We start from the raw sequence: 11520 nt of genomic DNA, 5'->3' as shown, positions 1-11520 counted from the left end.
CGAGCTCGACCCCCTTTGTGGACGGGCGCCGAGAGGCGGCCGGGCCACCGTAGGCTGGGCACGCCCGTCGCCTCCCGTCCCAGGAGAACCATGGCCTACCAGAGCCCCTACGGCGCCCCGTACCAGTCCTCGTACGGATACGTGCCGCCGCCGAAGAAGCGCGGCATGAAGCGGATCGTGTTCGGGATCCTGGGGATCGTCGCGAACCTCATCGGTCTGGTGGTGATGCCGATCATCGCCGGATTCGTCGCAGCGGTGATCGCCGGGATGGGGCTGCTGGAGTCGGAGCCGCTGGACCCGAACGGCGGGACCATCAGCACCTCGTCGATGAACGCCTACATGATCGCAGTGCCGGTCGACGAGGTCGACCAGGTCACCTGCGACTTCACCGGCTCGGACGGCGAGGAGGTCAACGTCGAGCCCCAGGCGGACACCGACCTCACCACGACGGTCGACGGCGTCGAGTACCAGTCGATCTACCAGATCAATACCTTCGGCGGGCAGGACGTCACCGTGGACTGCCAGGGGGCGAGCTCGGCGGCCTACTCCGAGATGGGGCTGACCGGGATCTTCGTGAGCATCGGCATCGGGCTGCTGCTGCCGGTCGTGCTCGGTATCGCGGCGCTCATCCTGCTGATCTGGGGCATCGTCGCCCGCGTACGCTCCTGATCCCCGGGCCGGGACACCGGCCCGCGAGATCCGTGACCCGGTGGGTATGACTGGCGAGTTCCCCTTCTTTCGCGGATCCCGCGGCAGGACGGCCGCGGCGCGGCGCGCTGGGGCCTCACCGTGGTGCGGCGCGCTGGGATCTCGCCGCGGTGCGGGGCGTTGGGGCCCCGGGCCGGCACGCGCCGGAGGCTCGGGCCGGCGCGCTGGGGTCCGAGCGCCTCAGGCCGTGGTGACGACCTCGACGCGCTGGAACTCCTTGAGGTCGAGGTAGCCGGTGGTGGCCATGGCGTGGCGCAGAGCGCCGACGAGGTTGGTGGTGCCATCGGCTCCGTTGGAGGGCCCGAACAGGATCTGCTCGAGGGACCCGGCGGTGCCGACCTCGACGCGGTGACCGCGGGTCAGGGTCGGGTGGTGGGCCTCCGAGCCCCAGTGGTGACCGCCGCCGGGGGCCTCCTCGGCGCGAGCAAGCGCCGCACCGACCATGAGGCCGTCGGAGCCGCAGGCGATCGCCTTGATCAGGTCACCGGAGCGGCCCAGGCCGCCGTCGGCGATGACATGCACGTAGCGGCCACCGGATTCGTCCATGTAGTCGCGGCGGGCGGCGGCGACGTCGGCCACCGCACTGGCGAGCGGGACGGAGATGCCGAGGGTCTCCTCGGTGGTCTGGGAGGCGCCGCCGCCGAAGCCGACGAGGACTCCTGCCGCGCCGGTGCGCATCAGGTGCAGCGCGGCGGTGTAGGTCGCGCAGCCGCCGACGATAACGGGCACGTCGAGCTCGTAGATGAAGCGCTTGAGGTTCAGGGGTTCGCGGCCGGTCGAGACGTGCTCGGCCGAGACGGTGGTGCCGCGGATGAAGAACAGGTCCACCCCGGCATCGACCACTGTCTTCCAGTGCTCCTGCGTGCGCTGCGGGGACAGTGCCCCGGCGGCGGTGACGCCCGCGTCGCGCAGCTGCTGGATGCGGTCACGGATCAGCTCGGGCTTGACCGGCTCCTGGTAGATCGAGCGCATCACGTTCACCACCTCGTCGCCCGAGGCGGCGGCGACCTGCGCGAACTGCGCCGAGGGATCCTCGTAGCGCGTCCACAGGCCCTCGAGATCGAGCACGCCGAGCCCGCCGAGCCGGCCGAGCTGGATCGCGGTCTCCGGGGACATCAGCGAGTCCATCGGGGCGGCGAAGATCGGGATGTCGAAGTGGTAGGCGTCGACCTGCCACGCCGTGGAGACGTCCTCCGGGTCCCGGGTGCGTCGGGAGGGGACCACCGCCACGTCGTCGAAGCTGTAGCTGCGCCGTCCCCGCTTGTTGCGGCCGATCTCGATCTCGCTCATCACGCAGGGAGTCTACCGGCGACGAGCTATGTCCCGTCCGGCCTTCTCGTGGAGGCGGCTGCCGCGATGAGGCCGGCCACCACCAGGAGCAGGCCGATCCCGGTCAGGGTCGGGACGAGGAAGGTGTTCACCGACTCGAACGCACGGACCGCACCCAGGTCCGCGTACAGGGACAGCCGCGATTGGAACCAGACGAACATCCCGCCGAAGATCTCCTGGACGAGCACCCTGATCAGCAGCGCGCCGAGCAGGAAGCCACCACCCGCGCGGGCGAGGCGCGAGGGCGACCCCAGTGCCATGCCGCCGCCGATGCCGGCGAGGACCATGCCGAGCAGTGCCACGATGGTCACGGCGGCGGTAGCGGGCCACCCCGTGAAGAACAGCCCCGCCCATCCGTAGCTCCACCAGCTCACCCCCGACATCAGCACCCGCACCAGGGCGACGGCGGATTCGCCCAGCAGAACCAGCGCGCCCGTGATCGCGACGGCCCCGGAGGCGACGGACGCGCGGACGGTCGGGGCACGGCGGGGCGCAGTCAGCAGCAGCACGCAGGAGAGCAGGCCGGCCAGCAGGCCGGTTCCGGAGGCCAGGACCAGCACCCCTGCCACCATGGCGAAGAAACCGTTGTCGAAAGTCATCGAGGCGTACCGGCTGAGAACCGCCGCGGGGATGGTGAGCACCAGCGGTGCCACCACCGCGATGATCGCCGCGGCGCCGCCCACCCGGGCGCGGCCGCGGGAGAGTCCCAGCGCCATCGCGCCGCCCACGATCGCCAGTACGCTCAGTGCCATCCAGGCAGCAGTCTGCGCCACGTCGATGGCGATCGCCGGCGGCGATGCCAGCGACCGGCGCAGGACGATGGTGGCGCCGGCAAGGTCGTTGACCGTGAACCTGCCGGTGCCCAACAGCCGCTGAACCATGTCGCCGCCGTGCAGCAGGCCGAGAAGTCCGGCGGCGATCCCCGTGATGATCGTGCTGGTGGTGAGCACGGACGAGGGCCACCGCGAGGCCCCGGCCGCTTCGGCGGAGACGGCTGCACCCGGCCCGGCCCCCTCGGCGGGTGCGGCGTCGCCGCCGTGGAATGCATCGCGGGGTTCCATGGCACTCACCCTAGAGGCGCTCTACAGGCGGCGCACCCCGACACCTCCCCGGGATACCGTGGTCCGATGACCTCGGAGGACGGACGCCGCGAGCGGGGACCTTCCCTGCTGTGGCCCTGGGCGGTCACCGGCGTGGGCGTGGCGCTGATGGCTCTCGAGGTCATTCGACTCGTCCAGACGGAGCCGGCCGCCGGGGACGCTCGGCCGATGAGCGGACTGGTCCTGGCCAGCGCGCTGGCACTGGGAGGGTTCTCGCTGACCCGGCTGCTGCAGCTGATGAGGTTCGCCGCCTCCCGACGTGGAACCGCGAACTCCGCGGCCGCCGGCAGAGCCGCCCGTGGTCTCCCGGAGGTGCCATGGCAGCTGACCGATGCGCACGCCATGCATGCGGTGTGGGTCATCGGCGTCGGCGCATCCGTCGCCCTCATGGGCGTACTGGGTCTGTGGTCCGCGCTGGATGGCAGGCCCTCCGGCCTCGAGCCCGGGTGGCCGCTGCTGGTGCTCGGTGCCGTGGTGGCCGGGCTGGCACGGGCGGCATGGTGGCGCACCACGGCGATGTGGAAGGACTCCGCCGACGGGCTCTGACGGGTCAAGGCAGCTCAGTGCGCTCTTCTCGCAGCGTCACCCGGCGCAGGCGCGCTCGGCTCACAGCGGCCAGGTGAGACTGACGTCGGGCGTGCGGCCCTTCTTCTGGAGGAACTGGTTGAAGTTCTCCGCCCACGATCGGTGCCAGGCGATCTGTTCGCGGTGGAGATCGGCCAGGGTCGATGCGGCCAGCTGCCGGTGGGCCGTGACGAGGGCGCGCAGCACGTCCAGGGTGGCGGAGACGTCGACGTCGGCCGTGTGCAGCTGCCCGTCCTGCTCGATGCCGTAGTGGGCGAGCAGGTCGGTCAGGGTGCGCTTGCCCTTGCGGTACCGGTCCACTCCCCGGTCCACCACCAGGGGGTCAAGCACCGGGGCGATGTCGTGGCCGAGGCGGGCGGCGAGCGTGGGCAGGCCGAGCCGGGTCAGTTCGTTCTCGAGGATGGCCAGGTCGAAGCTGCCGTTGAAGGCGACCAGGGGCACGTCCTTGCCGAGGGCCTCCGCGATCATCGTGGCCACTTCGTCCAGTGCCGCGGCGGCGGCCATGCCGTGCGCGCGGGCGTGCTCGGTGCTGATGCCGTGGACGCGCTGCGCGGGCTCGGGGATGTCCATCTCGGGGTCGATGAGCCAGGTCGCGATGGTCTCGTTCCCCCGGCCGGGGCCGACCGAGTGCACCAGCGCCACGGTGACGATCCGGTCGGAGGTCACGTTCGTGCCGGTGGTCTCGGTGTCGAACCCGAGCAGGGGGAGGTCGATCCAGGTGGAGAGCATGCACTCAGGCTATCGGCCGCAGCTGACGGACGAGCTCCCAGTGCACCGTTACAGCGCCGACGCGGCCATCACCACGGGCACGGCGAAGCCCGCCAGCCACAGCACCGGTGCCACGAGGGCAGCGATCATCCCGCCGACGGCCATGCCGCGTCCGCGTCTCTCGCGTCGCACCAGCGCAAGGCTCCCCGTCGCGAGGGCGACGATGCCGATCCCGGCCCACAGCAGCAGCGAGAGACCGGCGGCGATCACGCCACGCTGGTAGCCGGGCGCGGTGTCGCCGAACATGCCACCGGCCTCGAGCTCGGCGGGCACCAGCGTGACACCGACGTAACCGGCGCAGGCCACTCCACCGACCAGCGCGAGGAGCCCGAGCACGAGGGCGGTCAGCCCCCAGCGTGAGCGCGGTCGCTGCGCGGAGCTGAAGATCTCGCTGTCGGGCGCGGACGTCATCGCGATAGTCATGAATCGACCGTAGAACGATGAGGGGCCGGGAAACATGGGGGCTTTCCCCCGATTCCGGCGCCTCAGCGGGACGGGCTCCGTGCAGCGGAACGCGTCAGTGCGACGTGTAGTTGGGAGCTTCCATGATCGCGGCCATGTCATGCGGGTGGGATTCCTTCAGACCGGCCGAGGTGATGCGCACGAACTGGCCGTTCTCCTTGAGCTCGGCCACGGTGTTCGCGCCGACGTAGAACATCGACTGGTGCAGCCCGCCGACGAGCTGATGGATGACCGTGCCGAGCTGGCCGCGATAGGCGACGCGACCCTCGATGCCCTCGGGAACGATGTTGTCGTCGCTGGAGACGTCGGCCTGGAAGTAGCGGTCCTTGGAGAAGGACTGCTTGCCGCGGGAGGCCATGGCCCCGAGCGAGCCCATGCCGCGGTAGGACTTGTACTGCTTGCCGCCGACGAGGACGACCTCTCCCGGGGACTCCTCGGTTCCGGCCAGCAGCGAGCCGACCATGACGGTGTCGGCCCCGGCGACCAGGGCCTTGGCGATGTCACCGGAGTACTGCAGGCCGCCGTCGCCGATCAGCGGCACGCCCGCGGGCCCGCAGGCCTTGGAGGCTTCGTGGATGGCGGTGATCTGGGGGACGCCGACGCCGGCGACCACGCGCGTGGTGCAGATGGAACCGGGTCCGACGCCGACCTTGACCGCGTCGGCCCCGGCATCGACGAGGGCCTGCGCGCCGGCGCGGGTGGCGACGTTGCCGCCGATGACCTGGACGCCGGCGAAGGCGGGGTCGTTCTTGATGCGCCGGATCATGTCCAGGGCGAGACGGGCGTGGCCGTTGGCGGTGTCGACGACCAGCACGTCGGCCCCCGCATCGCGCAGCGCGCCGGCGCGCTCGAGGGAGTCACCGAAGAAGCCGACGCCCGCGCCGACCAGGAGGCGGCCCTGGGAATCCTTGGAGGCGTCGGGGAACTGCTCGGACTTCACGAAGTCCTTCACGGTGATCAGCCCGCGCAGCACGCCGTCGGCGTCGACCAGCGGCAGTCGCTCTCGCTTGTTCTTGCGCAGCAGGGCGGTGGCCTGCTCGGGGGTGACGTCCTCGGGCGCGGTGAACAGCTCGGTGGTCATGACGTCGCGGACCTTGGTGCGGGCCCACTCGGCGACGGGGATGAAGCGCAGGTCGCGGTTGGTGCAGATGCCCAGCAGGTGCTCGGTCTCGTCGACCACGGGCAGGCCGGAGACGCGGTACTGGCCGCAGACCGCGTCGAAGTCCTCCAGGGTGGCTTCGGGGCCGATGGTCACCGGGTTGGTGATGCGACCGGTCTGGGTGCGCTTGACCAGATCGACCTGGTGGGCCTGGTCCTCGATGGAGAGGTTGCGGTGCAGGATGCCGATGCCGCCGTGGCGAGCCATGGCGATCGCCATCCGGGACTCGGTGACGGTGTCCATCGCGGCGCTGGCCAGCGGCACCCGCAGGGTGATCTCCCGGGTCAGCCGACTGGAGGTGTCTGCCTCGGAGGGGATCACATCGGTCTCCCCCGGCAGCAGCAGGACGTCGTCGTAGGTCAGGCCGATGAAACCGAAGGGATCCGCGCTCGTCATGGCCCGATCGTAGCCGCGCGGGCCCGGCCCGTGCAGTCCTGCTCGCCACACCTGCCCTCACAGGCCGCCTCCTGACCTGCGAGAACGCCATGGGTGGCCACCATCACCCCGCGCAGGGCGAGAACATCGCGCTGGGCAGGGCGGGAAACGGCCGCGGCAGCTGCGCGGATGAGTGTCGCATCACCCCGGAAGAGCCTCGCGCGCCGGACCTCGCCCGGCCCGAGGACCGCTACGGCCGGGGGTCGCCCTCGCGCGGGGGCTCCTTGCCCCCGAGCACGCGGCGGACGCGATCGAACTCCTCCTGGAACGCGGCCTCGTCGTGCGCGTACTCGTCCTTCCACGGCATGCCGAGTCGATCGGCGAGCTCCCGGTGGGCAGCCGCTCTGCGCACGCGACGATTCTCCGCCACGAGCTCGGCGCGGGACGGGGCGGGGCGGAGTCCCGCGGCGGCCTGCAGCGCACGCAGCCCGTCGAAGGAGGCGCTGTCCCAGCCGATCTCGGGGACGATCCACTGGCGCACCGGAGTCTCGCCGTCGGCCGTCTCGCGGTCGCGGACTGCGCCCTGGGCTCGTGCCGCACCCTGGGTGCGCACCGGGCCGCTGCCCCGCGTCCCGGCGCCCCTGATCCCGATCACGGCGATGCTGCCGCGCTCGGCCTCGCCGACGGCATGGTCGACGTCCCTCAGGTCGGCTCGATCGATGGCGTGCAGGCCGCGGCGCAGGAGGAGGGTGCCCGCGCGCTCGTCCAGATGCACGACCCGGTGGGTCAGCAGCATCGGCACCAGCGCCCACAGCGCGAACAGCGCCCACAGCAGCACGGCGCCGAGCAGCAGCTGGACCCACGCAGGTGCCAGGAGATCCGCCAGCGCCGAGTCATGACCACCGGTGAGCTGCGCGCGACGCCACTGCTGCAGCGCGGCCCCGGCGAACGGTGCCAGCAGCACCGAGACCAGGGGCAGCCCGATCAGCGCGCCCGGCACGTAGCGTGCACGCAGGCTGGGGCCGACGAGGACGGCACCGCCGCGGGTGCGCCGGGGGCTGGGGGGTTGCACCGCCCCAGCGTAGGCGGTGGCACGGCGAGTCGAGCTCACGTGGGACCACCGAGCTCCTGCCGGCTCGTCCAGCTCCGGTCCTCGCCCGTGACCGGGTCGGTGAAGGCCAGCGTGCGGGCGAGCAGCTGCAGCAGCTGCCGGGTCGGCTCCTCGACGTGGTGACTCCGCGCCGGAGCGTCCCCGCCGTCGAGGTTCGTGTTGTAGAGGGTGTCGCCGAGGATCGGGGCGCCGCGCGCGGCGAGCTGGGCCCGCAGCTGGTGGGTGCGCCCGGTGCGTGGCCGGAGTCGCAGCAGGAGGACGCCGTCGGGTTCGACGGCGACGACCTCGAGCTCGGTCTCCGCGTTCGGCACCCCGTCGACCGTCCGGGCGCGCAGCTCTCCCCGCGGCTTCTCCAGCCGGTCGCGGAGGATCGCTCGATGCCCCGGGCGGGCGGCACCCTCACCGGTCGGACCAGCCGGACCAGCCAGACCAGCCGGACCGGTCAGCTCAGCGGCTCGCTCGCTGGGCGCGCCCGAGCGGGAGATGCGCACGCGCGCCAGGTACTCCTTGTCCGCCTCGCCGCGTGCGAACAGCTGCTGGTAGGCGGAGCGCTCCTCGGGCCGGATCCCGAAGGCGAGGACCCCGGCCGTGGGCCGGTCCAGGCGGTGCAGCGGCGTCAGGGTGGTCAGTCCGGTCAGGCGGCGCAGTCGCACCAGGGCACTGGCGCGGACGTGGGTTCCTCGCGGCATGGTCGCGATCCCGTGGGGCTTGTCCAGCACCAGCAGGTGCTCGTCCCGATGGAGGATGCTGAGCTCGGTCTCGGGCACGTCCTCGGCGCGCAGCTCACGGTGGAACCACAGCTCATCGCCGGGGCCGACGGGATCCGTGGCGGCCCAGGGGTGTGCGTCGGCGTCGACGATGTCGCCCCGTGCGAAGCGGTCCGTCAGCGGCGTCGCGTCCGGGTCGGCGAGAGCCGGGTACCGTGCCACCAGAGCCTCGATCGCGGCAGCGGTGACCGCGTCAGGCGGGACCTGCCACCGCACCGCGTCCAGTCCCTCGCGCTGCGGCAGGGGTGCCGGCCTGGCGCGGGCGCGTCGCCGGGCGGCGCGCCCCGGCCGTCCTGCCTGTTCAGGTCGCAGACTGCTCACAGTCCCCACACGGCGAAGGTCAGCACGTTGTGGAAGACGTAGATGAGCATCAGCAGAACCAGGATCAGGTTGGGGTGACGGTCGCTGAATCGCATGGCCTGCGGCACTTGCCGGCGCAGCTCGGCGGTGGTGATCGCCTCGATGTGGTCGACGTGGACGCCCGCCTCCTGGGCGCGGCGCAGCGTCATCTCCTGGGCTCGGGGGCCGAAGAAGCGGCTGGAGACGGCGAGGATCCGCCGGCCCTCGGGGTCCAGGACGTACACGCCGTCGTAGGCGGTCTCGGAGGCGTCCAGCATCTCGGTGGGCCCGAGTCCGCGCTCGATGTCGCGCACCGCGATCACCTGGCCCACCTCGTCCCACCGGGCCTGCCGGGTGCGGCGGCCCAGGCCGCGCAGCTGGAACCCCTCGGCATCGATCTGCAGCCAGGCGGTCAGCACGCGCAGGCAGCCGACGGCCGCCGTGGCCGCGATCAGCACCCACAGCAGCAAGGGCGCGGTGAACACCGGATCGCGCATCATCTGGGGGTCGTTCCACAGCCGCTGGCCGACGAAGCTGATGATCACGAGGAACTCGAGGACCACGACGAACACGAAGCCCGCCACCAGCGTGCCGATCACGACGGCGGCCGGAGGCCCGTAGGTGCGGGTCGGGCGGTCGTCGTCCGTCGCCCGCGCGACGTCCTCGGAGCTGCGGGTCATCACTTCTCCTCCGGGGGCGGGTCGTCTGTGGCTTGCTCATCTTAGGCCTGCCGGAGCCGCTTCGGAGCACGTATCGGTGCTGGTCCGGCCTGCTGATCCGGACCCGTCGGGTCGAGGATGCTGCCCGGGGGACGAGAACGGGCGGGCAGCCCGGGGTGTCCCCGTTCTGCCCGCCCGTCGGCCGAGTGGATGACCGTCAGGTCAGTCCTGGATCACTCGTCCTCGTCGTCCTGCTTCTCGATGACGAGCGTCTCGGTGGTCAGGACCATGCCCGCGATGGACGCCGCGTTGCGCAGCGCCGAGCGGGTGACCTTGACCGGGTCGATGATGCCCGCGGCCACGAGGTCGACGTACTCGCCGGTCGCGGCGTTCAGGCCGTGTCCGACCTGAGCCTCCTTGACCCGCTCGACGACGACGTAGCCCTCGAAGCCGGCGTTCTCGGCGATCCAGCGCAGCGGCTCGACCACCGCGCGGGTGACGGCGCGCGCGCCGACAGCCTCGTCGCCGGTCAGGCCGAGGTCGCTCTCGAGAGCCGCAGCGGCCTGGACGATGGCGCTGCCGCCACCGGCCACGATGCCCTGCTCGATGGCCGCACGAGTCGCGGAGACCGCGTCCTCGATGCGCATCTTCTTCTCCTTGAGCTCGACCTCGGTGTGAGCGCCGACCTTGATCACGGACACGCCACCGGCGAGCTTCGCGAGGCGCTCCTGGAGCTTCTCGCGATCCCAGTCGGAGTCGGTGTTCTCGATCTCGGAGCGGATCTGCCCGACACGATCGGCCACGGCCTGCTCGTCACCGGCGCCGCCCACGATCGTGGTGGAGTCCTTGGTGACGACCACGCGACCGGCCTGACCGAGCACCTCGGTGCCGACGGTCTTGAGGTCCAGGCCGAGGTCGGAGGTGACCACCTGGGCGCCGGTGAGCACCGCGATGTCCTGCAGCATCGCCTTGCGGCGATCGCCGAACGCGGGAGCCTTGACGGCCGCACCCTTGAAGGTGCCGCGGATCTTGTTGACGACCAGCGTGGACAGGGCCTCGCCGTCGACGTCCTCCGCGATGATGAACAGCGGCTTGCCGCCCTCGACGATCTTCTCCAGCAGCGGCAGCAGATCCGCCACCGCCGAGATCTTGCTCTGGACGAGCAGGACGTGGGCATCCTCGAGGACGGTCTCCTGGCGATCCGCGTCGGTGACGAAGTGCGGGGAGATGTAGCCCTTGTCGAACTGCATGCCCTCGGTGAAGTCCAGCTCCATCGCGGTGGTCGAGGACTCCTCGACCGTGATGACGCCGTCCTTGCCGACCTTGTCGAACGCCTCGGCGAGCAGCTCGCCGATCTCGCGGTCCTGGCTGGAGACCGATGCGACGTTCGCGATCTGCTCCTTGCCCTCGACCTCGATGGCGATGTCGCCGAGCTTCTCGGAGAGCGCCTCGGCGGCCTTCTCGATGCCGCGCTTCAGGGCGGCCGGAGCCGCGCCGGAGGCGACGTTGCGCAGGCCCTCGTGCACGAGCGCCTGGGCCAGGACCGTGGCGGTGGTGGTGCCGTCACCGGCCACGTCGTTGGTCTTGGTCGCGACCTCCTTGGTGAGCTGAGCGCCGAGGTTCTCGTAGGGATCCTCGAGCTCGATCTCACGGGCGATGGTCACGCCGTCATTGGTGATGGTGGGCGCGCCCCACTTCTTGTCCAGGACCACGTTGCGGCCCTTGGGGCCGAGCGTGACCTTGACGGTGTTGGCGAGCTTGTCGACACCGCGCTCGAGGGCGCGACGCGCTTCCTCGTCGTAGATGATCTCTTTTGCCATGAGTTTCCAGGCCTCAGTTCACTCAGTTGTCGATGATGGCGAGGATGTCACGGGCGCCGAGGACCAGGTACTCCTCGTTGCCGTACTTCAGCTCCGTGCCGCCGTACTTCGAGAAGACGACCTTGTCGCCCTCCTTGACGTCCATGGGCACGCGCTCGCCCTTGTCGTTGAAACGACCGGCGCCGACGGCGACGACCTCGCCCTCCTGGGGCTTCTCCTTCGCGGTGTCCGGGATGACCAGACCGGAAGCGGTGGTCTGCTCGGCTTCGAGCGGCTTGACGACGACGCGATCCTCGAGGGGCTTGATGGAGACCGACATGGCGGCTCACTCCTTCATG

Annotated in this window: 12 protein-coding genes; 2 read left to right on the top strand and 10 right to left on the bottom strand. The window is 71.1% G+C overall.

Annotation, left to right across the window (positions count from 1 at the left end):
• The first annotated feature begins 90 nt into the window (after nt 1-90).
• Nucleotides 91-669 carry a hypothetical protein gene (locus ACFQRJ_RS01545; protein ID WP_377016307.1) on the top strand — a complete coding sequence of 193 codons (579 nt, stop codon included), beginning with the start codon at nt 91-93 and terminating at the stop codon, nt 667-669.
• 219 nt (nt 670-888) lie between these two features.
• Here ACFQRJ_RS01545 and ACFQRJ_RS01540 read toward each other — a convergent pair whose 3' ends face one another.
• Both ACFQRJ_RS01540 and ACFQRJ_RS01535 read right to left on the bottom strand, forming a co-directional pair.
• On the bottom strand, nt 889-1998 hold the full coding sequence (locus ACFQRJ_RS01540) for a GuaB3 family IMP dehydrogenase-related protein (RefSeq protein ID WP_377016305.1): 1110 nt from the start codon (nt 1996-1998) through the stop codon (nt 889-891).
• Nucleotides 1999-2024: 26 nt separating this feature from the next.
• A complete protein-coding gene (locus tag ACFQRJ_RS01535; protein WP_377016303.1) occupies nt 2025-3098 on the bottom strand; it encodes a hypothetical protein in 1074 nt (357 codons plus the stop codon).
• Nucleotides 3099-3164: 66 nt separating this feature from the next.
• On the opposite strand from ACFQRJ_RS01535, the gene ACFQRJ_RS01530 reads away from it, so the two are divergent.
• Entirely contained in the window at nt 3165-3683 is a 519-nt protein-coding gene (locus tag ACFQRJ_RS01530; protein ID WP_377016301.1) for a hypothetical protein, read from the top strand.
• Between the two features lie 60 nt (nt 3684-3743).
• Here the strand turns inward: ACFQRJ_RS01530 and ACFQRJ_RS01525 are convergent, their stop codons facing one another.
• The 8 genes from ACFQRJ_RS01525 to groES form a co-directional block, all read right to left on the bottom strand.
• Entirely contained in the window at nt 3744-4451 is a 708-nt protein-coding gene (locus ACFQRJ_RS01525; RefSeq protein ID WP_377016299.1) for an exonuclease domain-containing protein, read from the bottom strand.
• Nucleotides 4452-4499: 48 nt separating this feature from the next.
• On the bottom strand, nt 4500-4913 hold the full coding sequence (locus ACFQRJ_RS01520) for a hypothetical protein (RefSeq protein ID WP_377016297.1): 414 nt from the start codon (nt 4911-4913) through the stop codon (nt 4500-4502).
• 94 nt (nt 4914-5007) lie between these two features.
• Nucleotides 5008-6507, bottom strand: coding sequence for an IMP dehydrogenase (guaB, locus tag ACFQRJ_RS01515; RefSeq protein WP_377016295.1), 1500 nt, complete (start codon nt 6505-6507; stop codon nt 5008-5010).
• 229 nt (nt 6508-6736) lie between these two features.
• A complete protein-coding gene (locus ACFQRJ_RS01510; protein WP_377016293.1) occupies nt 6737-7558 on the bottom strand; it encodes a hypothetical protein in 822 nt (273 codons plus the stop codon).
• 35 nt (nt 7559-7593) lie between these two features.
• Nucleotides 7594-8694: a pseudouridine synthase gene (locus ACFQRJ_RS01505; protein WP_377016291.1), complete on the bottom strand. Its 1101-nt coding sequence runs from the start codon at nt 8692-8694 to the stop codon at nt 7594-7596.
• Nucleotides 8682-9383 (bottom strand): hypothetical protein, encoded by a 702-nt coding sequence (locus tag ACFQRJ_RS01500; protein ID WP_377016289.1) that lies wholly within the window; start codon nt 9381-9383, stop codon nt 8682-8684. Before ACFQRJ_RS01500 ends, ACFQRJ_RS01505 begins: the two co-directional genes overlap by 13 nt.
• Nucleotides 9384-9595: 212 nt before the next feature.
• Nucleotides 9596-11182, bottom strand: a complete 1587-nt coding sequence (gene groL / locus ACFQRJ_RS01495) for a chaperonin GroEL (RefSeq protein ID WP_377016287.1) — start codon at nt 11180-11182, stop codon at nt 9596-9598.
• A gap of 22 nt (nt 11183-11204) precedes the next feature.
• Nucleotides 11205-11501 (bottom strand): co-chaperone GroES, encoded by a 297-nt coding sequence (gene groES / locus ACFQRJ_RS01490; protein ID WP_377016285.1) that lies wholly within the window; start codon nt 11499-11501, stop codon nt 11205-11207.
• Nucleotides 11502-11520: the final 19 nt, after the last annotated feature.

The organism is Brachybacterium sp. GCM10030252 (genome assembly GCF_042666535.1).
In the GTDB taxonomy this organism is placed as follows: Bacteria; Actinomycetota; Actinomycetes; order Actinomycetales; family Dermabacteraceae; genus Brachybacterium.
Note: the sequence above shows the minus strand (reverse complement) of the source record. Positions and strands in the feature narration are given on the sequence as shown.

What these genes read in the sequence shown, in the direction of transcription:
- ACFQRJ_RS01545 (WP_377016307.1), top strand. Translation starts at nt 91, where the DNA reads ATGGCCTACCAGAGCCCCTACGGCGCCCCGTACCAGTCCTCGTACGGA.
- ACFQRJ_RS01530 (WP_377016301.1), top strand. Translation starts at nt 3,165, where the DNA reads ATGACCTCGGAGGACGGACGCCGCGAGCGGGGACCTTCCCTGCTGTGG.
- ACFQRJ_RS01540 (WP_377016305.1), bottom strand. Translation starts at nt 1,998, where the DNA reads ATGAGCGAGATCGAGATCGGCCGCAACAAGCGGGGACGGCGCAGCTAC.
- groES (WP_377016285.1), bottom strand. Translation starts at nt 11,501, where the DNA reads ATGTCGGTCTCCATCAAGCCCCTCGAGGATCGCGTCGTCGTCAAGCCG.
- groL (WP_377016287.1), bottom strand. Translation starts at nt 11,182, where the DNA reads ATGGCAAAAGAGATCATCTACGACGAGGAAGCGCGTCGCGCCCTCGAG.
- guaB (WP_377016295.1), bottom strand. Translation starts at nt 6,507, where the DNA reads ATGACGAGCGCGGATCCCTTCGGTTTCATCGGCCTGACCTACGACGAC.
- ACFQRJ_RS01525 (WP_377016299.1), bottom strand. Translation starts at nt 4,451, where the DNA reads ATGCTCTCCACCTGGATCGACCTCCCCCTGCTCGGGTTCGACACCGAG.
- ACFQRJ_RS01500 (WP_377016289.1), bottom strand. Translation starts at nt 9,383, where the DNA reads ATGACCCGCAGCTCCGAGGACGTCGCGCGGGCGACGGACGACGACCGC.
- ACFQRJ_RS01520 (WP_377016297.1), bottom strand. Translation starts at nt 4,913, where the DNA reads ATGACTATCGCGATGACGTCCGCGCCCGACAGCGAGATCTTCAGCTCC.
- ACFQRJ_RS01535 (WP_377016303.1), bottom strand. Translation starts at nt 3,098, where the DNA reads ATGGAACCCCGCGATGCATTCCACGGCGGCGACGCCGCACCCGCCGAG.